This window comes from Campylobacter ornithocola, from assembly GCF_013201605.1.
GTDB classification, from domain to species: domain Bacteria; phylum Campylobacterota; class Campylobacteria; order Campylobacterales; family Campylobacteraceae; genus Campylobacter_D; species Campylobacter_D ornithocola.
Genome location: NZ_CP053848.1, coordinates 535,876 through 555,403 on the forward strand (window position 1 = coordinate 535,876; position 19,528 = coordinate 555,403).

Genomic DNA, 19,528 nt, shown 5'->3' on the forward strand with positions numbered 1-19,528 from the left:
AAAATTAAGCAAAAAAGACTAAAATAACAATAATTTTTATATGGAAATTGTATGTTAAGAATAGTCAAGAAAAATTTAGGTATATATTTTATGATTATTGCTTCAATAGAATTTGCATTAGTTGGTGCATGTGCAAAAATTCTAAGTGAAGAAATTTCATCTATTGAGATCATGTTTTTTAGAAACATTATAGGTACTGCTTTTATGCTTTATGCGCTCTCAAAATTAAATTTTCATAAAAGTGGTGGACATTTGGGTCTACTTATTTTTAGGGGTGTTATAGGAACTATTGCTCTATATCTTTTCTTTTACAATGTTTCTAATATTTCTTTGGGGGGTGCTTTTGCTTTTCAAAAAACAGCACCTATTTTTATAGCTTTAATTGCTTTTTTGTTTTTTAAAGAAAGTTTAGGTTTGAAAGCTTGTTTTGGGATTTTAATTGCTTTTATAGGGGTATTGTTGATATGTCAACCTTTTGCAGATAGTACTACACATTCAGGCTTTGATTTAAAAAATAGTATTTTAGGAATTTTAAGTGGTTTTTGTGCGGCTTTAGCTTTAACAAGTGTAAGAGAGCTTAGAAAGTCATATCCTGCACCTTTTATAGCTTTATCTTTTGTGTTAATTGGTTCTCTTATGCCTTTAATATCTATGATAATAGGTTCTTTTTATGAAATACAAGAGCTTGATTTTTTAATTGCTCCTTTTGTCATGCCTAGTTTTAAAGCTTGGATTTTTATTGTCTTGATGGGAATTTTTGGTGCAATGTATCAAATTCATGTTACCAAAGCTTATGGGGTAGCAAAAAAAGCAGGAGTTGTTGCAGGGGTTAGTTATATAGATGTTGTTTTTACTCTATTTTTAGGGATATTATTGGGAGATGAATTTCCTAGTTTTATGGTTTTTGTAGGAATTTTTAGTATTATCTTAGGGGGAATTATTTTAGTTAGTAAGCAAACAAAAGGAAATAAAAATGGAAAATAAGACAGATTTGATTTATGGTTTAGAAGACAAGCCACCTTTTACTAAAGCATTTTTTGCTGCTTTGGTGCATTTGATGGCTATGTTTGTAGCTGTGATTACACCTGCTTTATTAATTTGTAAAGGTCTTGGTGTGGATGATAGTAATACAGCTAGAATTATATGTATGTCTTTGTTTGCTTCAGGCGTTGCCTCGCTTTTGCAGATTAAAACTTGGGGGCCTATAGGGAGTGGTCTTTTATCTATTCAAGGAACTAGCTTTAATTTTGTTACACCTATTATACTAGGTGGACTTGTTTTAAAAAATAATGGTTTATCTCAAGAAGCAATGCTTGGAGCTATTTTTGGCACATTAATGCTTTGTTCTACCACTGAAATGGTTATTTCTCAAATTTTACCTTTTATTAGAAGAGTAATTTCGCCTTTGGTTTCAGGTATAGTGGTGATGATTATAGGTCTTAGTTTGATTAATGTTGGTCTTGTAAGTGCTGGTGGTGGTTTTAGTGCTAAAGCAAGTGGTGAGTTTGGTTCTTTGCAAAATTTATTATTAGCCGGAGTTGTGATTTTAAGCATTATTATTCTAAATCGTTTTAACAATGCTTACATAAGAATTTCTTCTTTGTTTATAGCTATGATTATAGGACTTTTAGTAGCTATGACTTTTGAAAATTTTAGCTTTAATCTTAATGAAAAACTACCTTTAGTATTTTTACCTGATCCTTTGCATTATGGTTTGAGTATTGATTATAATTTAATTTTACCTTTGATTTTAGTTTTTATGGTAACTTCTTTAGAAACTATCGGCGATATTAGTGCTACTAGCGAAGTTTCAAATCAACCTGTTAAAGGTGAGCTTTATGCAAAAAGATTAAAAGGTGGAGTTTTGGCTAACGGTTTTAATTCTTTTGTTTCAGCTTTTTTTAATACTTTTCCAAATTCATGTTTTGGGCAAAATAATGGTGTTATAGCTCTAACAGGTGTTGCAAGTCGCTATGTGGGATTTATTGTGGCCTTTATGTTGATGATTTTAGGTTTATTTCCTATCGTGGCAGATGTTACTTTGCAAATTCCAGAGCCTATTTTAGGAGGAGCAACTTTAGTAATGTTTGGTACTATAGCAGCTACTGGAGTTAGGATTATCTCTAAAGAAAATCTAAATCGTCGCTCTATTATCATTATAGCTATGAGTTTGGGTATAGGACTTGGAGTTTCTAATAATCCTGATATTTTAGAATTTATGCCAATGTGGTTTAAGACTCTGTTTTCTTCAGGGATTGCAGCAGGCGGGATTACAGCTATTATTTTAAATTTTATTTTCCCTCTTGAAGAAAATAAAAAAAATAAAGTAAAATAACAAAAAATAAGGAAATTGTGATGAAAAAGATGATATTAATTGCAGGTCCTTGTGTGATAGAAAATGAAGAACTTGTTTTTAAGATTGCACAAGAGCTTGAGTGTTTTTTAAAAGATGATAGGATTGATTTTTATTTTAAATCAAGTTTTGATAAGGCAAACAGAACTAGCATTAGTAGCTTTAGAGGGCCAGGTCTTGAAAAAGGTTTGGAAATTTTGCAAAAAGTTAAAGATAAATTTGGCATGCAAATTCTTACTGATATCCATGAGAGTTCTCAAGCAAGTATTGCAGCTGAAGTTGTGGATGTTTTGCAAATTCCAGCATTTTTATGCAGACAAACTGATCTTTTAGTGGCTGCTGCTAAAACAAAAGCTAAGGTTAATGTAAAAAAAGGTCAGTTTTTAAATCCTGACGATATTAAATATAGTATAGCTAAAATTTTACAAACTAGAGGTATTGGTAAAGAAGGCTATGAAATAGCAAAAGAAAATGGAGTTTTTGTAGCTGAGAGAGGTTCTAGTTTTGGATATGGAAATTTGGTTGTAGATATGAGAAGCTTAGTTATCATGAGAAAATATGCTCCGGTTATTTTTGATGCTACTCATAGTGTGCAAATGCCAGGTGCAAACGGTGGAAGCAGTGGAGGCAAAAGTGAGTTTGTAGAACCTTTAGCAAGAGCTGCAGCTAGTGTAGGTGTAGATGGATTTTTCTTTGAAACACATATTGATCCTTGCAATGCTTTATGTGATGGGCCAAATATGCTTGATCTTTCAAGACTTAAAAACTGCGTAAATACGCTTTTAAAAATTCAAGAAGTTATTTAAAAAGGAAAATTATGAATATAATAGAAGGAAATTTAAGTTTAAAAGGTAATGAGAAAATCGCAATTATTAATGCAAGATTTAATCACATCATTACAGATCGTTTGGTAGAAGGTGCTAAAGATGCTTTTTTAAGACATGGTGGTAAGGAAGAGAACTTAAGCCTTATTTTGGTGCCAGGTGCTTTTGAAATTCCTTTTGCACTAAAGCAAGCTATAGAGAGTAAAAAATTTGATGGTATTTGTTGTGTTGGAGCAGTAGTTCGTGGCAGTACTCCGCATTTTGACTATGTAGCAGCTGAAACAACTAAAGGTATTGCAAGTGTAGGACTTAGTGCAAATATACCGGTAAGTTTTGGAGTTTTAACAACTGATACTTTAGAGCAAGCTATAGAAAGAGCAGGTAGTAAAGCGGGTAATAAAGGTTTTGAAGCCATGCTTACTGTAGTTGAAATGCTTAATTTAATTCAAAAAATTAAGGCTTAAAATGGCCACTAGACACCAAGTAAGACAAAGTATAGTTTCTTTGCTTTATGCAGCGCAGCTAAATCAAGAAAACAAAGATTTTATAAATGAATTTTTAGATGAGAAAAAAATTCGTAATGATCAAAGAAAATTTACATTAGATTTATACAATGGTATTAATGAACAGCTTTTTTTTATTGATGAAAAAATCAATGAGTGTTTAAAAGAGCATAAATTAGATGGAGTTGCTAGTATAGAAAAAGCTATTTTGCGTTTGGGTGCTTATGAAATTTTATTTACTCAAACCCAAAAAGCAATTATTATTAATGAAGCTATAGAGCTTGCAAAAGAAATGGCAGGAGATAATGCTCCTAAGTTTATCAATGGGGTGTTAGATAAAATCAACAAGGAAAAGCAATGAAGCTTTGTGTAGCTTTTGATGTGGCAAGTTATGATGAATGTATTGACTTAGCTAAAAAATTAAAAGGTTTAGATCTTTGGATTAAAATAGGGCTTAGATCGTATTTAAGAGATGGAGTAAAACTCTTAGAAGCAATCAAAAAAATAGATGATTTTAAAATATTTTTAGATTTAAAACTTTATGATATACCAAATACTATGGCAGATGCATGTGAAGAACTTGCTAAGCTTGATGTGGATATGTTTAATATCCATGCAAGTGCTGGAAAAAATGCTATGTGTATGATTATGGATCGCTTGAATGCTTTGAATAAAAGACCTTTGGTGCTTGCTGTATCAGCTTTAACTAGTTTTGATGAACAAGAATTTTTTAGTATATATAAGCAAGATATTAGGCAAGCTGTTAAGGAATTTTCTAAAATTAGTTATGAAAGTGGCCTTGATGGTATGGTTTGCTCGGTATATGAAAGTTTATTAATCAAAGAAAATACTAGTTCAAATTTTATTACGCTAACCCCAGGTATTCGTCCTTTTAAAGAAAATTCAGATGACCAAAAAAGAGTAGCTGATATCCAATGTGCTAAGGATAATTTTTCAGATTTTATTGTAGTAGGAAGACCTATTTATAAAGCGAAAGAACCTAGAAAGATTTGTGAGAATATATTAGAGTGTTTAAAATAAGCCTAAAGGCTTATTTTAAATATACTTTCATTTTTTTATTTTCCAAAATAATACTATCATCATCGCTAGTAATTTTAAACTCTCCGTTGAAATTTCTTAAGAAGTTATCTTCAAAATTCATAGATTCTTGTTCGCAAAGCATTTTTGTTGAAGCAAGATTATCTTCTATTTTGATATTGCTTCCTAGATCTTTGTAGCTTCCAAAAAATCTATTGCATCCTGCAATACCAAATAGCCTTTTATCTTTATTATCAAAGCTAATGCTTGCTTTAGAATTTTTAGGAAGTTCATAGTTTTTTCCATTTGCTTCATAAGAATTTATGGTAAATTCTTTATTTTGTAAATCATCTATACTTAAATTAGCTATGGAGCACCCACCAAAAATAGCTAAGCTTGCTATGCTCAATGTAGTTATTTTTTTCATTTTTTCTCCTTTAATTTATACATGAAAATGTTTTAATTCATCTTCTAAATTTTGACAAACTATATTTAACTCATGTGCAACATCAAGTAAAATTTTAGAAATTTCTTCGTTTTTGTCACTTAATTTGACTGTCTCTTGCATTTTGTCAAGTAAAGATTGTAAAGTTTTTTGAGTGCTTGAAATTTTTTGCATACAAGCATTCGCTAGATCTCTTGCATTTTCGTTACAAACTTTTACTTCATTAGTTCCTTCTACAAGATCTTTTGCATCTTGATTTAAAGAATTAATTTCTTTAGCATTATGTTTTAATTCTTTAGAAACCTCATTAATACTATCTACTAATTGTTTAGTTACTATGGCAATATTTTTTAAAAATTCTTCAGAATTTTGAGCAAGATTTCTTACATCTTCAGCAATAACTGAAAAACCACGACCAAATTCTCCAGCACGTGCTGCTTCAATACCTGCATTTAAAGATAAAAGGTTGGTTTTGTCAGCAATTTCCCCCATCATATCAGAAGCTTTTTTAATTTCCTCTGCTTGTTTTTCCATGACTTCTACTTTTTGAGATAATACATCTTCATTTTCGGCCACAACTTTTACTTTATCTACAACTTGATTTAGCGAATCAAGCATAGTATTTAAAACTTCAAAAGACTTTGTATTTGCTTTATTTGCATTGCTAGAAAGTTCAGCAAGATCTTGTAATTCTGTGTGAATTTGTTCACTTAAATGATAAGACTCATCGGTTTTAGTATGTCCTTCTTTTGTTCTATTGGCTAAATCGAGTGCATTGGTATTTAAAAGTTTAGATTGTTTGTCTACCATTTGAGAATTTTCATTGGTAGAAATTACTGTATTTTGAATTTTTTCGATAAATTGATTAATGTAAGTACAAGCTTTGCCTATCTCGTCAGTACTTTTTATGTTGATTCTTGCGCGCAAGTCTCCATCGCCACTAGCTAATTCTTTAGCATGTTTTAAAAGATCTAAGACAGGATTTCCTACAACTATTTTCAAAATATAAAGTACAGCAAAAACAGTAAAAAGTAAAGCAATGCTAAAAATTACAATATAGGTTTTAGCTGAACTTGCTAAATCATCATCAACATGTTTTAAATCATTATACATATCCATAACACCCAAAACATCGCCTTCTTTAGCATTTGCATGGCATGCAAGACAACCTTCATTGGCAATTAATGGGCGTATAAGTCTTAGATAATGCCCTTGTTCATTATTGATTTCAACAGCTTTGATTTCTGGTTTATTGAATTGTTCGTTAATGATACTTTCGTTGCTTTTTGCGTATTTTTGCATTTCAAATAATTCTATTGTACTTTTAGAAGGATAAATTTTAATATCTTTTATACCTTCTATTTCACCTGCTTCTTTTATAGCTTGTTCTATAATCGTAGGATCACCTAAATTCATTGCCATTCTTAATGTTTGGAAAACAGAAGTGCTTAAGGTATCTAAATTTGCACGACTGATTCTATCGGTCGTTTGCTGAGAGTCTTTTTGTAAAATAATTTGCATAACAATAAAACTAATTAGCAATGTAGAAATCATTGCTAAAGATATCTTTGCACCTATGCTTTTAAACATTTAAGCTCCTTATGTTAATGTAAAAAGTGTCTTACGCCACTAAAATATAATGCAATGCCATATTCATTAGCAGCTTGAACGATATCTTCATCTCTTATGCTTCCACCTGGTTCGATAATAGCTTTTACTCCTATTTTACTAGCCTCATCTATACTATCTCTAAATGGAAAGAAAGCCTCGCTTGCTAAAACACAACCATTTAAATCAAGTCCCATCTCCTTAGCTTTATTAATAGCTGCTTTGGCTGCATCAATACGACTTGTCATACCCATGCCAATAGCTACCATAGCTCCATTTTTTACATAAACTACATTGTTTGATTTGGTAAATGCAGCAATTTTCATAGCTATTTCAAGATCTTTTAATTCTTGCTCACTAGCCTTTCTTTCGCTTTTTAAAACCGCATTTTTTAGCTCATCATCTTTAACTTCGTCACTATCTTGATATACAAAACCACCATCAATATGTTTAAAATCATATTTATCATAAGCTCTAGTTAAAAATGGTGCTTTTTGTGTAAAGATTTTGATGCGCTTTTTATCTTTAAAGACTTCTAAAGCATCATCATTTACATTTGCTGCAATGATTACTTCTATATAAATTTCATTTATTTTTTGCGCTAATTCTTTATCTAAGGTTCCATTGATAGCTACAACCCCACCATAAGCACTTAAGGTATCACATTTAAGTGCATGGATGTAACTTTGGAGTAAATTTTCTTTTATAGCAAAACCGCAAGCATTTGCATGTTTTACAATTGCCACTGCAGGAGCTTTATCAAAAGCACTTGCTAAATTTAAAGCCGCGTTAATATCGGTTAAGTTGTTAAAACTTGCTTCGCCTTTTAAGGTTGTAAAATTGTGTGTGAAAAACTCATCAAATTCATATAATGCGCCTTTTTGATGAGGGTTTTCTCCATATCTTGTATCAAATACTTTTTGACCTACGATGAATTTGCTTGTGCCAAAACCACCATTAAAACGCTCATTCATGTAATTTGCTATATAAGCATCATAATTTGCTGTATGCTCATAAGCTTTAATCATCAAAGCTCTTCTAAAATCAAGATCTAAGGTATTATCTTTTAAGGCTTGTATGATTTTATCATAGTCTAAAATATCACAAACTACAATGACATTTTTAAAGTTCTTTGCACCACTACGTATCATAGCAGGACCACCGATATCGATGTTTTCTACAATTTCATCAAAATCTTGAGTTAAAATTGTAGTTTTTTTGAAAGGATATAAATTCACACAAAGTAAGTCTATGCTTTCTATATTATGTTCTTTAGCTTGCTTTTGGTGGCTTTCATCTTCTCTTTTGTATAAAATTCCACCATGAATTTTTGGATGCAAGGTTTTTACACGTCCTTCAAACATTTCAGGACTTTGAGTAAATTCACTAACTTCTTGTACTTGTAAATTATTTTCTTTTAAAAGCTTGTAAGTGCCTCCGGTAGATAAAAGTTCAAAACCTAATTTTGCAAGCTCGTTAGCAAATTCTATCACCCCTTCTTTATCGCTTACACTAATTAGTGCTTTCATTGATTTTTCCTTTCTATGTGTTGTTTTAAAAATTCATAAGATTCATTAACTTCTTGAAATTTTTTTACACCTTCTTTTATTTTTATCTCATCACTGTTGTTTGCATTTAAAATATCAGGATGATATTTTTTAGCAAGTTCTCTATAGCGTTTTTTAAGCTCTTGTAAGTTTACATTTTCACTTACACCTAAAATCTCGCATGCTTTTTGCAAATTCATACCTACTTTTTGAGTTTGCATAGAATTTAGAAATTTTTCAAGTATGTTTACATCAAGATTAAAGGCTTTGACAATGGTTTTTAATACATCTTTTTTAATGTTGCTAAGTTCGCCATCAATCAAAGCCATCGCAACTAAAACATTTAATATGTTAACTCTTTCTTGTTGCGGTAAAGGTACTTCTTTGATAAATTCTTTAGCCACTTCGTAGGTGTCGCTTATAGTGTTTTTATGTTCATTAAAGCATTGTTTTAAAAATTTTCTTTCTGTTGAATCTTTGGCATTATAATCAAGAATTTGTGAAATCATATTAGCTTCGTTTTCGCTAACTCTACCATCACTTTTTGCTATTTTTGCTAAAAGTGCTATAACATAATAATTTAGTCTTCTCTTGAAACCATCAATCCTTTCTTCATGATAGCCTTGCTTAAAGCCTTGAGAAAAACTTTTAGCTCCCTTTTTAAAAGAGTCTAAGAGATTATCTTTACCCCATGTTTTATAATACCAATAAAATGCCAAAATTGCCAATACAAGTAAAACAAAAAGCATTTTTATCCTAAATATTCATTAAATTTATCAAAATAAATTGTTTGTAGTTTTGCTAAAGATATCTTAATATCATCTAAAATGAAATCTTTTTCATTTAAATTTCCAATTTTTGTAAAATTAATTCCCATTTCATTTACAAATTTAATAAATTTTTCTTCATTTTTAACACCAAGTATAACTCTTGTTGGACTTTCTTCAAAAATAAAACTTTTGTCTTCAAAATTAGTTTTTACTTCAATACCCAAATTTGCTTTTGCACTCATTTTTGCTAAAGTTATTGCGAGTCCACCTATACCTATGCTATTAGCACAATCAAGCAAATTCATTTCATTTGCTTTTAGCAAGAAATCCCATAGTTTTAATTCTGCTTTAAAATCTATATCTTCAAGTTCTCCTGCTACTTTTTGATCTAGTACTTTAGCAATTAAAGATCCACCAAAATTACCTTTGCTGTCCCCGAGTAAATAAATAGCTCTAGTATCTTTGCTAAAATATGATTTTAAAATATTTTCTGCTTTCTCATTTACCCCAACACAAGCTATGGTTGGGCTTGGAAAAATACTTACTCCATCGGTTTCATTATATAAAGAAACATTGCCACTTACTACAGGAGTATTGAGTTCTTTACAAGCTAGTTTAATACCTTCACAACCTTGTGCAAATTGCCACATTACTTCAGAGTTTTGTGGGTTACCATAGTTTAAACAATCACTAATTGCTAAAGGTCTAGCTCCTGAGCATGCTATTTTTCTACCTGCGCTTGCAACAGCTGCTGCAGCACCTATTTTCGGATTGACATAGTTTAATCTTGAGTTGCATTCAATTGCCATAGAAAGCAAGCAACCATTTTCTTTGATTCTAATGCTATTTGCTCCTAAAGCTCCATCGCTTTTTAAAGTGTTAGTTTGTACACTTGAATCAAATTGCTCATAAATATAAGCTTTATTGCTAACATTTTCATTTGCAAGGAGTTTTTCAAATGCTTCTTGAGTGGGAATGTTAAGTTTAAATTGATAGTTTTTTATTTCATCTAAGTATTTTGGCTTAGCTATAGGTCTATCAAGCATAGGTGCTTTTTCACTTAGTGGTTCAATAGGGATTAAACCAACTAATTCACCATGCCAAAATAGCTCCATTTTACCAGTATCGGTAACTTCACCTATAATAGCTGCATCAAGCCCCCATTTATTAAAAATCTCAATAACTTTTTCTTCATAGCCTTTTTTAGCACAAATTAGCATTCTTTCTTGAGATTCACTTAGCATTAACTCATAAGGAGTCATACCTTCTTCTCTCATAGGAGTTTTATCAAGGTAAAGTTTCATCCCGCTGCCACTGCGTCCTGCCATTTCAAAGGAGCTTGAAGTAAGTCCTGCTGCACCCATGTCTTGAATACCTACTATATAATCAGTCTTAAAAAGTTCTAAACAAGCCTCCATTAATAATTTTTCAGCAAATGGATCGCCAATTTGTACAGTTGGTCTTAAGCTTTTGCTAGATTCATTAAAACTATCACTTGCCATTACAGCCCCGCCAAGTCCATCACGACCTGTTTTTGAACCTACATAAATTACAGGATTTCCTATACCTTCGGCTTTTGCATAAAAAATATCTTCGATTTTACAAGTTCCAAGTGCAAAAGCATTAACCAAGATATTTCCATTAAAACATTCATCAAAAGCACATTCTCCACCTATAGTGGGTACACCCATACAGTTACCATAGTGTGAAATTCCATTTACAACACCTTTGACTAAATATTTTTGATGTTTACCTATTTTTTTATCATGGATATTACCAAATTTTAAAGAATTCATACCCGCAACAACTCTAGCGCCCATAGTAAAAACATCGCGTAAAATTCCACCTACACCAGTAGCTGCTCCTGCAAAAGGCTCTATAAAACTTGGGTGGTTGTGACTTTCTACTTTGAATACTGCAGCCATTCCTTTGCCTATATCAATTACACCAGCATTTTCACCAGGACCTTGGATAACCCAAGGGGCTTTAGTTGGAAAGCCATTAAGATATTTCCTACTTGATTTGTACGAACAATGCTCGCTCCACATAGCAGAAATCACTCCAAGCTCTAGTAAATTAGGCTCTCTGCCTAGTATATTTAAAATTTCTTGATATTCTTCATCGCTAATTTTGTGCTGTTTTACAATTTCTTTATCCATTTTTTCTCCTTTTTACTTACCTAAACAAAAATTACTAAACATTGCATCTAAAATTTCATCTCTTTCAAAATCTTTTGTAAATTGGGCTATTTCTCCTATGGCTAAATTTAACTCAAAAGCAAAAAGCTCTAAAGAACTTTCCTGTAGTAAATCTTTTGCACGCAAAATTGCCTCACTAGCATTTTTACAAGCATTAAGTATTAAAGTATTACTAATTAACATTCCATCACTATCGAGAGTGTTAAGATATTCATTTAGACTTTCTTTAATAGCATGGGTATTTTTTTGAGCACAAATACGTATGCAAGAAGTGCTAATTTCGTGTTTAAAATTGCTAGTTAAATCACTCTTGTTTAAAACATAAATAATTTTTTTATCACAATCTTTTAAAGCTTGTAAAATATACTCATCTTCTTCTTCAAATTCCTTAGAACTATCAAATACTGCTATGATAATATCTGCCTCTTCAATGCTTTTGTAGCTTAGATTAACTCCTATTTTTTCTATCTCATCATCTGCATTTCTTATACCTGCTGTGTCGATAATTTTGATTAAATGTGAGCCTATTTTTAAACTTTCTTCAATACGATCTCTTGTGGTTCCTGCGATATTGGATACAATGGCTCTATTAAAAGATAAAAGTGAATTTAATAATGAACTTTTTCCTACATTTGGCTTGCCGATAATAGCAACTTTAAAACCTTCTATAAGTCCTTTTTTACTTAAAGAAATATCTACTATATCATGTAAAAGTTTTGAATTTTTTTCGCACATGGCAATGATTTTATCAAGTAAATCTTGTGGTAAATCATCATCTGCATAATCGATACTAGTTTCTACAAAAGCAAGAGTTTGAACAAGATCTATCCGAATAGTATTTAAAAATTTACTCAAATCGCCTTTAATGTTTTTAGCAATAATATTTGCTGCACTTGTTGATTTTGACATGATGGCATCTTGTATGCTTAAGGCTTTTAAAAGATCCATTTTGCCATTTAAACAAGCTCTTTTGCTAAATTCCCCAGGACTAGCAAGGCGTGCTCCTGCTAAAATAAGCTCATCGAGTAAAATTTCACTCAAAGAAAAACCACCATGAAGTTGAAATTCTACTATATCTTCTCCTGTAAAAGAAAAAGGTGCTTTAAAATAAATCACTAAAGCTTCATCTAAAAAGTCATTGTTGTTTTTATAAAGTTTACATAAATGCGCATAGCGAGGTGTTAGTTCTTTTTTGTGAGAAATTTTTAATGCAAGTTCTAAAGCCTTTTCTCCGCTTACTCTAATGATACTTATAGAGCCCACTCCGTGGGCTGTGGCAATAGCGGCTATAGTATCATTCATTCATTTTTCTTCAAAAAATCATTTACAACGATATATCTTTGATCGTCATTTTGTTTGATAGCTACATATTTATCAGGAAAGCGTTCTCTTAGTTTTTCTAAAGCAAGTTTTAACCAAATTCCATCTAGTGGTTTTGTTTGAACTCTTCCGGTATTTTCTACTTTTTCTATAAGAATTTTTAAATAATTTTCTATAGCTTGAGTTTGATTTTCTAAAAATTGTGCTATTTCTAGTCTTGGTTGAATTTTATATTTGGCACTAAGCCAATTGTAAAGCAAGTATGAAAAAGCTTTATATCTATGAGCTTCTTTTCCTATAAGTAAAGCTGCATCTTCTCCATCAAGTTTAATTAATATACAATTTTCATCCCAAATACTAACTTGTATAACTTTGATATCAAAATCAAAAGTTGCTAATAAATTCTCTAAAGAAATTTTTATCTCGTCTATATACAAAGCAATGTTTTTTTCTTCAGAGAATTCTTTATGGAAAGAATCAAAAATTGCATCATTTTTTACTTTATAATGTTCTTTGGGCTGAGTAACTTCTTCAGATAATTTTTGAGCTCCATCTTTGTATTCTTTTTTTGATTCATTCTTTTCAAAGTTTTTTTGTGCGTGTTTGCTAAATTTCTCATTTTGAAATTTTTTAGTTTTTTCATGATGAGGTTTTTGGTTTTTCTTATGTCCTTTGATGGAAATAATAGCATTTTTTTTAAACAAACCAAAAAATCCCGCTTTTGCATGTTGAATAACTTCATATTCTAGATCAATCACAGAGCACTCAAGTTGCTTTGAAGCTTCTATGAGTGCAGTTTGTAAGTCTTTAGCTTCTATGTTCATGTTTAGCTATTTCCTCTTTTTTGTGGTTTTTAAAAAGTTTATTAACAATCACTTGTTGAATAAGTGAACATATATTATTTACGCACCAATATAAAGTTAAACCTGCTGGGAAAGTTAAGAAGAAAAAAGTGAAAATCAAAGGTAAGAATTTCATAATCTTTTCTTGCATAGGATCTTGTATAGTCATCGGTGTGATAAGTTGTTGAATAAACATGGTTAGACCCATAAATATAGGTAAAATAAACCATGGATCCATTACTGATAAGTCTGTAATCCAAAAAGCCCAAGGTGCAGCTTTAAGCTCTATGGCATTAAGTAAAACTCTATAAATTGCAAAGAAAATAGGAATTTGTATGAGTATAGGTAAGCATCCACTCATCGGATTTGCACCATGCTTTTTATAAAGTTCCATCATATGCAAATTCATTTTCTGTGGATCACCCTTATATCGATCTCTGATTTCTTTCATTTTAGGTGCTAAATCTTTGAGTTTATTCATAGAAATCATTGATTTATAAGTAAGTGGGAAAAGAATAATACGCACGATTAGAGTCATCACTACAATAGCCCAGCCCCAATTGCCCATATAACCATGTAAGAAATTTAAAAATTCAAACATAGGCTTAGCTATAAAAGTAAACCAACCATACTCTACAACATCATCTAAATTCGCATGAATACTTCTTAAAATTTCATGCTCTTTTGAACCTACATAACCACTTGCTTTAAAGGTATTTATTGCACTTGCAAAAACGATGGAATTTTCATGATTATCCTTGGTAACTACAGCATTTAAAGGTTTCTCAAAATTATAAAAGAAAGCACTATAATAGCGATCCGAAGCAGCCATAAGGGTTACATTAGAAAAACTTTCATCATTTTCTACATCACCATCTTCTAGCATTGTGATTTTGTCATCTTTATCTAAGATTAAAACCCCATGTACTGTATAGCTATCAACTGCTATATTTGGACGATAACCTGGGGTAATAAAATAAGCCGCATCTTTGCTTAGATTAATTTCTAAATCATAGTTTCCATATTTATGAAAGGTAATTTTTTTAGTCACAACTAAATCTTTTAAATTTTGAGTAAGGATTAGGGTTGTGTTTTCATCACCTACATTGATGGTTTTTTGGCTAGTTGTATATACTGTATTGAATGCTTCTTGATTGATCTTTGCATCACTAAATCTTACTTCTAATGGTAAAGGTGATAAAGAAGTATCTACTAAATTGATACTTTTTCCATTTTCATCTTTATATTTTTCATCACTTAAGTAAAATTTAGCTATTCTACCTAAAGAGTCAATATGTGCTTCAAAATGTTCGCTTTTAACGATTGCTATTTCTTCTTTTTGGTTAATGCTAAGTTCTGTTTTTGGAGCTTGGGTATTTGTAGTGCTTCGTGGAGCTGAATTATTTTGTTCTATTTGGGTGTTATTTTGCTCAGCTTGTGGAGTTTTTGGGATAAAAAAATAATCATAAACTACAAAAAATAAAAATGATAATACAACAGCAATTAATATGCGTTTTTGTTGAGATAAATTTTCTGACACGGATTGTCCTTTGGAAATATAATCTTAATTAAAAAAAATTGATTATCACTGCAAGGGATGTAAAGATAGTTGAGTTGTTTTAAAGCGTTAAAACTAGGTTTAAAACATATACCTGAGTTTAGATTATTCTTGCGTATTTTAGGATAATCAATACCACCTCTGAAAAACGGATTGCATTTTAAAATTCTTAAAAAAACTGCACCAAATGCTTTAAAAATATTATTTTTTTTAAATTGCCATAAGGCGTATTCAGAACAACTTGGGTAATACCTACAGCATTGTGGTTTAAAAGGACTGATAAAGAGTTGATAAAATCTGATAAGTTTTAGACAAGCTATTTTATACATCCTATTTTTTTCAAACCCCATTTCAAGTTTTTTTCTAATTTTAAAAAAGGAATTTCGGTAATACTTGTTTTAGCTACAAGTATATATTTTCCGTTTTCAACTTGATTTTTAACCTGAAAAAAAGCTGATCTTAAGAGCCTTTTGGCTCTATTTCTCACGACAGCTTTTCCAACTTTTTTACTAGCAACAACAGCGAATTTTTTTTCATCACTTAAAACGTAAAAGATGATCATACCTTCGCAATGCCATTTTTTACCTTCTTTGTAAATTGTTGCAAACTCTCCTAAGTCATTAATACTTAGAAAATCTTTTATACCGCTAATCTTTTTCTACCTTTAGCACGTCTAGCATTGATCACCTTGCGACCATTTTTACTTTTCATACGCACGCGAAAACCATGAGTTCTTTTTTTAGGAGTTTTATGTGGTTGGTATGTTCTTTTCATAATTTTTTCCTTAACTTAAAATAAAAAACAAAATAATAAACAAGTATTCTATCAAAATCTTACTTAAATCTGCTTTTAATTAAGAGTTATTTTAAAACTTTTTGCTAAATTTTTGATTTTATTTCTATAAATAAGGAAGAATAATGACTTTTGAGATTTGCAAGAGTAAAAAAGAAGATTTGGAAAAAATTTTAGAATTACTTAAAGAACTTGCTATTCATGAAAATATGCTTGATGATGTTAAATGTACCACCAAAGAGCTTGAAGAATCGTTTTTTAAACATGAGTATGCTAAAGCTTTGAGTTTAAAAGTTAATGGTGAGATTGTAGGCTATGCAATGTATTATTTTACTTTTTCATCTTTTTGGGGATTGGGTGGTTTATATTTAGAGGATATTTACATACAACCACAATATAGAAAAAAAGGTTATGCTAAAGCTGTTTTTAAATACTTAGCACAAATTTGCAAAGAAAAAAATCTTAAGAGATTAGAGTGGGTATGTTTAAATGACAATGATTTGGGTATTGAATTTTATACTAAATTAAATGCAAGACATATGAATGAATGGAGAACTTATCGTTTAGAGGGTGAAAATTTAGAAGCATTGATGTAATGAATAAGCGCAGTTTGTATTATCTAAAAGCTTTTGGTTTTGAATATTTTAACGATCAAAGACAAATTAAACATTGTAATCTAAGCTTTAAAGAGTTAAATGAAAGAATAAGAGCTTGTAATCTTTGCTATTTTTCTAAATTAAGAAAACATAGTTTAATGGAAAAAGAAGCTAAAAACGCTAAAATTTTAATTTATCAAGCTTTTATTGACAAAGAAGAAAATGAAAGTGGAGAGTTTTTTGCTTCTAAAAACAAACAAGAGTTTTTAAGATTGTGCAAAGAGCTTTTAAATTTAAAAGAAGATGAAATATATTTTTCTTATATGTTTAAATGTTTTAGTAATTTCAAAGTAGATGATCAAGCGTTAAAGTTGTGCTTACCATATTTTTACAACGAGCTAGAATTTGTAAAAGCAAAGATTATTTTATGTCTTGGTCAAGAAGCTTTTGTAAGTTTGGGTTTTGAAAATTTTCAAAAGTATAAAGGACAATATATGCGTTATAATAATGCACTGCTTTTACCAAGCTATGATTTAGAATTTTTGAATAAAAATCCTAGTTTTTATGTTGATTTCATAGAGGATATTAAAAAAATAAAAGGTTATTTATGAAAAAAAAATTGATATATATAATGATGAGTTTTGTTTTAGCTTTAAGTGTCTTTGCCAAAGAGCAAAAGCCATCACCTATAGAACCTAGTGAGTCTTTTTATCCTAATTTAGAATTTCAAAATTGTGACAATGATTGTTTATTTACTTTACTAGAAACAGGACTTTATTTCAATTTTTTATCAAGATTTAATAATGATAATACAAATGAATTTTTGGTTAATATCTACACTAAACTTTTAAATTCCATTATAGACTTTGAAAAAAGAATTCAAAAAAATGCTAGTATAAAACTAGCTATCATTATACCTGAGCAAACTATTAAAAGTTATTCTAATACTATTATCAATTCAAGTATAGCATATCTTTTAAGGCAAAGGGCACAGATAAAAGTAAAAGTATTTTTAATAGGTACTGAAGAAGAGAATAAAATAGCCAAAGCTCTTAAGCAAGTGCAAAATGAGAAATTTAACTATATAATCGCAGGTTTTACAGAAAAAGGTGTGAAAAATTTATTAAAAGAAGATCTTGATTCCAATATAAAAGTTTTCATACCAACTGCACACAAAAGATATTTTGATACGCAAAATGAAAATGTATATTTTGGGAGTATAGATTATCAAAAACAAATCCAAAAACTTTTAGAGTATTCAAATGGTAAAAATATTATTTTTTCAGATGGCTCGGTTTTGACAAATCGTTTAGATGAGAATGTTTTAAATATGGGTAATGGCAATGAGAAAATTTATACTATTAACAGCTCTAAATTTGATTTTAGAAGTATTTTAAATCAAAATAGAAGTTTTCAAGATTCTAGTATTATCTTAAATACTTCTTTGATTAAAACAGCACTTGTAAGTTCACAAATAAGGACTTATGACATAGAGCCTTATGTATTGCTATCAACTCAGATAAATTATAATCCTATTTTACTAAGTTTAACACAGATCAATGATAGAAGAAAACTTTTACTAGCAAATTCTATTTCCAATGAAGATCAAACTTTAAGTTACCTTAATGAGCTTTTTTCACAAAATATCAACTATAATTGGATAGCATATGCAACTAGCGTAGGACTTGATTATTTTTATACGCAATATTTAGATGAAGACTCTCAAAGAATTTTTGATGAGGACTTAAATAATAATCAATTTGATTATAAAGTTAAGATTATTCGTTCGCAAGGTTTGGGTTTTGTTCCTTTGCAAGATCAGTGAAAATCTTAACTATAGCCTCATCTATAGGAGCTACTTTTTCATTTTTTAAAAAAGCTAGGGTAAATTCAGCTTCAAAAAGCTTAGTCTTTTCTTTATAAATTTCTTGTTTGATGTACACTGAAGCTTTTTTAAGTTTTATGATAAATGTTTTTATTTCAATGAGATCACCGAGTTTGGCTGGTTTTAAAAAATTACAATTTGCTTTTGTGAGTAAAAAATGTCCAGTGTTTTTATCAAAGATTGTTGCTTGTTTTTGAAAAAATATTTCACTTCTTGCTCTTTCACAAAATTTTAAATAATTACTATGATATACAACTCCACCTGCATCAGTATCTTCATAATATATACGTATTTTCACAAAGCCCCTCTCTCTTTTTTTATTATTTTTTGAGTAATAAGTATTTGTTTGTTTTCATAAAATTAACTAAAAAACTTTTATATAAAATCATATAGTAAATTTGTCATTAGTTTAAATTATTTATAGATTTTAATTGTTAAAAACCAAAAACAATACTATCTAGAGTATATATTTATAAATATCTAATAAACTCAAAAATTTTTTCAAGTATATATTGATTTTATATCTTATGTTAAAATTATATTTTAAATTATATCAAAAAAGGAAAATCATGCAAATAACACAAAAATTTTTTAAAATTATAGCTATTATAGCTTTTGTTTTTGGAGTAAGTGCAAATGCACTTAGTGAAGGTAGGGAATATATTGTTTTAAAAACGCCTATCCCAAATGCACAAAACTCTTTAATTAAAATTTTTTCTTATCGTTGTGGATATTGTTATAATCATCACCAATTTAATACTTTAGCTAAAGTAAAAGAAGCTCTTCCGAATTTAAGATATGATATTTTTTCAGTTAGTTCAATGCTTGAGTATGGTAGTGCACTAAATGAAATGTTTGCTTTAGCTTCTTTTAAAGAAAAAGCTTTGGGTATGGATGCTGGTAGCAATGATAGCTTGACTCATAAATTAGCAGATGTGTATTTTGTGAGCCATTTTGAAAAAAGAATAAATTTAAGCGATCTTGATTTATTTTATAAAATAGGTTTAAATGCTATTGGCGCTACCAAAGAAGAGTTGCAAAAATTTTTACAAACTAAAGAAGCCAAAGAGCTTTTGGCAGCCTATGATATAGCTAATGAAATTTCTAGAAATTATGGTACGCCAGCTTTTGTAGTAAATGGTAAGTATCAAATTAATCCTGAGTATATTACCTCTTTAGAAGAACTTATTTTGATTGTAAAAGAACTTTCTAATAAATAGTTTTTTAAAGCCTTAAAAAGGATTAATAG

The 19,528-nt window shown here is 29.9% G+C and carries 22 protein-coding genes; 10 read left to right on the forward strand and 12 right to left on the reverse strand.

The genetic code is table 11. The features are described from left to right. Positions 1-51 precede the first annotated feature (51 nt). From CORN_RS02815 to pyrF, 6 genes are read left to right on the forward strand one after another with little or no spacing between them, the layout of a single operon-like run. A complete protein-coding gene (locus CORN_RS02815; protein ID WP_066008624.1) occupies positions 52-984 on the forward strand; it encodes a DMT family transporter in 933 nt (310 codons plus the stop codon). Beyond that, entirely contained in the window at positions 974-2,335 is a 1,362-nt protein-coding gene (locus tag CORN_RS02820) for a uracil-xanthine permease family protein (protein ID WP_066008623.1), read from the forward strand. The genes CORN_RS02815 and CORN_RS02820 overlap by 11 nt, the downstream gene beginning before the upstream one ends. Before the next feature lie 20 nt (positions 2,336-2,355). Beyond that, on the forward strand, positions 2,356-3,159 hold the full coding sequence (gene kdsA / locus CORN_RS02825) for a 3-deoxy-8-phosphooctulonate synthase (RefSeq protein WP_066008622.1): 804 nt from the start codon (positions 2,356-2,358) through the stop codon (positions 3,157-3,159). A gap of 11 nt (positions 3,160-3,170) precedes the next feature. After that, positions 3,171-3,641 carry a 6,7-dimethyl-8-ribityllumazine synthase gene (ribH, locus tag CORN_RS02830; RefSeq protein WP_066008621.1) on the forward strand — a complete coding sequence of 157 codons (471 nt, stop codon included), beginning with the start codon at positions 3,171-3,173 and terminating at the stop codon, positions 3,639-3,641. 1 nt (position 3,642) lies between these two features. Further along, a complete protein-coding gene (nusB, locus tag CORN_RS02835; protein WP_066008620.1) occupies positions 3,643-4,041 on the forward strand; it encodes a transcription antitermination factor NusB in 399 nt (132 codons plus the stop codon). Further along, positions 4,038-4,721, forward strand: a complete 684-nt coding sequence (gene pyrF / locus CORN_RS02840; protein WP_066008619.1) for an orotidine-5'-phosphate decarboxylase — start codon at positions 4,038-4,040, stop codon at positions 4,719-4,721. Before nusB ends, pyrF begins: the two co-directional genes overlap by 4 nt. Positions 4,722-4,731: 10 nt before the next feature. Here the strand turns inward: pyrF and CORN_RS02845 are convergent, their stop codons facing one another. The 11 genes from CORN_RS02845 to rpmH are packed head-to-tail and all read right to left on the reverse strand — an operon-like array spanning position 4,732 to position 15,780. Continuing rightward, the gene (locus tag CORN_RS02845) at positions 4,732-5,145 is read right to left on the reverse strand and encodes an META domain-containing protein (RefSeq protein ID WP_066008618.1); all 414 of its coding nucleotides are present in this window, start codon (positions 5,143-5,145) and stop codon (positions 4,732-4,734) included. Between the two features lie 15 nt (positions 5,146-5,160). Beyond that, complete coding sequence (locus tag CORN_RS02850) at positions 5,161-6,753, reverse strand: methyl-accepting chemotaxis protein (RefSeq protein WP_066008617.1); 1,593 nt, start codon at positions 6,751-6,753, stop codon at positions 5,161-5,163. Positions 6,754-6,767: 14 nt separating this feature from the next. Further along, complete coding sequence (gene purH / locus CORN_RS02855) at positions 6,768-8,300, reverse strand: bifunctional phosphoribosylaminoimidazolecarboxamide formyltransferase/IMP cyclohydrolase (RefSeq protein ID WP_066008616.1); 1,533 nt, start codon at positions 8,298-8,300, stop codon at positions 6,768-6,770. Next, positions 8,297-9,067 (reverse strand): tellurite resistance TerB family protein, encoded by a 771-nt coding sequence (locus tag CORN_RS02860; protein ID WP_066008615.1) that lies wholly within the window; start codon positions 9,065-9,067, stop codon positions 8,297-8,299. Before CORN_RS02860 ends, purH begins: the two co-directional genes overlap by 4 nt. Positions 9,068-9,069: 2 nt before the next feature. After that, positions 9,070-11,247 (reverse strand): phosphoribosylformylglycinamidine synthase subunit PurL, encoded by a 2,178-nt coding sequence (gene purL, locus CORN_RS02865; protein WP_066008614.1) that lies wholly within the window; start codon positions 11,245-11,247, stop codon positions 9,070-9,072. A gap of 12 nt (positions 11,248-11,259) precedes the next feature. Further along, entirely contained in the window at positions 11,260-12,588 is a 1,329-nt protein-coding gene (mnmE, locus tag CORN_RS02870; protein ID WP_066008613.1) for a tRNA uridine-5-carboxymethylaminomethyl(34) synthesis GTPase MnmE, read from the reverse strand. Next, positions 12,585-13,430 carry a Jag N-terminal domain-containing protein gene (locus tag CORN_RS02875; protein ID WP_066008612.1) on the reverse strand — a complete coding sequence of 282 codons (846 nt, stop codon included), beginning with the start codon at positions 13,428-13,430 and terminating at the stop codon, positions 12,585-12,587. The genes mnmE and CORN_RS02875 overlap by 4 nt, the downstream gene beginning before the upstream one ends. Then, positions 13,414-14,988 (reverse strand): membrane protein insertase YidC, encoded by a 1,575-nt coding sequence (gene yidC, locus CORN_RS02880; protein WP_066008611.1) that lies wholly within the window; start codon positions 14,986-14,988, stop codon positions 13,414-13,416. Before yidC ends, CORN_RS02875 begins: the two co-directional genes overlap by 17 nt. Continuing rightward, complete coding sequence (gene yidD, locus CORN_RS02885; protein WP_066008610.1) at positions 14,952-15,335, reverse strand: membrane protein insertion efficiency factor YidD; 384 nt, start codon at positions 15,333-15,335, stop codon at positions 14,952-14,954. The genes yidC and yidD overlap by 37 nt, the downstream gene beginning before the upstream one ends. Further along, positions 15,323-15,649 carry a ribonuclease P protein component gene (gene rnpA / locus CORN_RS02890; RefSeq protein WP_066008609.1) on the reverse strand — a complete coding sequence of 109 codons (327 nt, stop codon included), beginning with the start codon at positions 15,647-15,649 and terminating at the stop codon, positions 15,323-15,325. Before rnpA ends, yidD begins: the two co-directional genes overlap by 13 nt. Then, positions 15,646-15,780 (reverse strand): 50S ribosomal protein L34, encoded by a 135-nt coding sequence (rpmH, locus tag CORN_RS02895; RefSeq protein ID WP_012661270.1) that lies wholly within the window; start codon positions 15,778-15,780, stop codon positions 15,646-15,648. The genes rnpA and rpmH overlap by 4 nt, the downstream gene beginning before the upstream one ends. A 140-nt stretch (positions 15,781-15,920) precedes the next feature. Between rpmH and CORN_RS02900 the strand changes: the two genes are divergently transcribed. From CORN_RS02900 to CORN_RS02910, 3 genes are read left to right on the forward strand one after another with little or no spacing between them, the layout of a single operon-like run. Further along, a complete protein-coding gene (locus tag CORN_RS02900) occupies positions 15,921-16,394 on the forward strand; it encodes a GNAT family N-acetyltransferase (RefSeq protein ID WP_245162305.1) in 474 nt (157 codons plus the stop codon). Beyond that, complete coding sequence (locus CORN_RS02905) at positions 16,394-17,005, forward strand: uracil-DNA glycosylase family protein (RefSeq protein ID WP_066008607.1); 612 nt, start codon at positions 16,394-16,396, stop codon at positions 17,003-17,005. The genes CORN_RS02900 and CORN_RS02905 overlap by 1 nt, the downstream gene beginning before the upstream one ends. After that, positions 17,002-18,219: a hypothetical protein gene (locus CORN_RS02910; RefSeq protein WP_066008606.1), complete on the forward strand. Its 1,218-nt coding sequence runs from the start codon at positions 17,002-17,004 to the stop codon at positions 18,217-18,219. Before CORN_RS02905 ends, CORN_RS02910 begins: the two co-directional genes overlap by 4 nt. Here CORN_RS02910 and CORN_RS02915 read toward each other — a convergent pair. After that, on the reverse strand, positions 18,173-18,577 hold the full coding sequence (locus tag CORN_RS02915) for a YbgC/FadM family acyl-CoA thioesterase (protein WP_066008605.1): 405 nt from the start codon (positions 18,575-18,577) through the stop codon (positions 18,173-18,175). The two genes, CORN_RS02910 and CORN_RS02915, sit on opposite strands and share 47 nt — an antisense overlap. A 271-nt stretch (positions 18,578-18,848) precedes the next feature. Here CORN_RS02915 and CORN_RS02920 point away from each other — a divergent pair, with 271 nt between their 5' ends. Beyond that, entirely contained in the window at positions 18,849-19,499 is a 651-nt protein-coding gene (locus tag CORN_RS02920) for a thiol:disulfide interchange protein DsbA/DsbL (RefSeq protein WP_066008604.1), read from the forward strand. The last annotated feature ends 29 nt before the right edge of the window (positions 19,500-19,528 follow it).

Bases quoted from the DNA above. Each gene is read 5' to 3' on its own strand.
- CORN_RS02910 (WP_066008606.1), top strand. From the start codon at position 17,002: ATGAAAAAAAAATTGATATATATAATGATGAGTTTTGTTTTAGCTTTA.
- CORN_RS02850 (WP_066008617.1), bottom strand. From the start codon at position 6,753: ATGTTTAAAAGCATAGGTGCAAAGATATCTTTAGCAATGATTTCTACA.
- purL (WP_066008614.1), bottom strand. From the start codon at position 11,247: ATGGATAAAGAAATTGTAAAACAGCACAAAATTAGCGATGAAGAATAT.
- kdsA (WP_066008622.1), top strand. From the start codon at position 2,356: ATGAAAAAGATGATATTAATTGCAGGTCCTTGTGTGATAGAAAATGAA.
- nusB (WP_066008620.1), top strand. From the start codon at position 3,643: ATGGCCACTAGACACCAAGTAAGACAAAGTATAGTTTCTTTGCTTTAT.
- pyrF (WP_066008619.1), top strand. From the start codon at position 4,038: ATGAAGCTTTGTGTAGCTTTTGATGTGGCAAGTTATGATGAATGTATT.
- CORN_RS02875 (WP_066008612.1), bottom strand. From the start codon at position 13,430: ATGAACATAGAAGCTAAAGACTTACAAACTGCACTCATAGAAGCTTCA.
- CORN_RS02845 (WP_066008618.1), bottom strand. From the start codon at position 5,145: ATGAAAAAAATAACTACATTGAGCATAGCAAGCTTAGCTATTTTTGGT.
- ribH (WP_066008621.1), top strand. From the start codon at position 3,171: ATGAATATAATAGAAGGAAATTTAAGTTTAAAAGGTAATGAGAAAATC.
- rpmH (WP_012661270.1), bottom strand. From the start codon at position 15,780: ATGAAAAGAACATACCAACCACATAAAACTCCTAAAAAAAGAACTCAT.
- yidD (WP_066008610.1), bottom strand. From the start codon at position 15,335: ATGTATAAAATAGCTTGTCTAAAACTTATCAGATTTTATCAACTCTTT.
- CORN_RS02905 (WP_066008607.1), top strand. From the start codon at position 16,394: ATGAATAAGCGCAGTTTGTATTATCTAAAAGCTTTTGGTTTTGAATAT.
- CORN_RS02920 (WP_066008604.1), top strand. From the start codon at position 18,849: ATGCAAATAACACAAAAATTTTTTAAAATTATAGCTATTATAGCTTTT.
- CORN_RS02820 (WP_066008623.1), top strand. From the start codon at position 974: ATGGAAAATAAGACAGATTTGATTTATGGTTTAGAAGACAAGCCACCT.
- mnmE (WP_066008613.1), bottom strand. From the start codon at position 12,588: ATGAATGATACTATAGCCGCTATTGCCACAGCCCACGGAGTGGGCTCT.
- CORN_RS02860 (WP_066008615.1), bottom strand. From the start codon at position 9,067: ATGCTTTTTGTTTTACTTGTATTGGCAATTTTGGCATTTTATTGGTAT.
- purH (WP_066008616.1), bottom strand. From the start codon at position 8,300: ATGAAAGCACTAATTAGTGTAAGCGATAAAGAAGGGGTGATAGAATTT.
- CORN_RS02815 (WP_066008624.1), top strand. From the start codon at position 52: ATGTTAAGAATAGTCAAGAAAAATTTAGGTATATATTTTATGATTATT.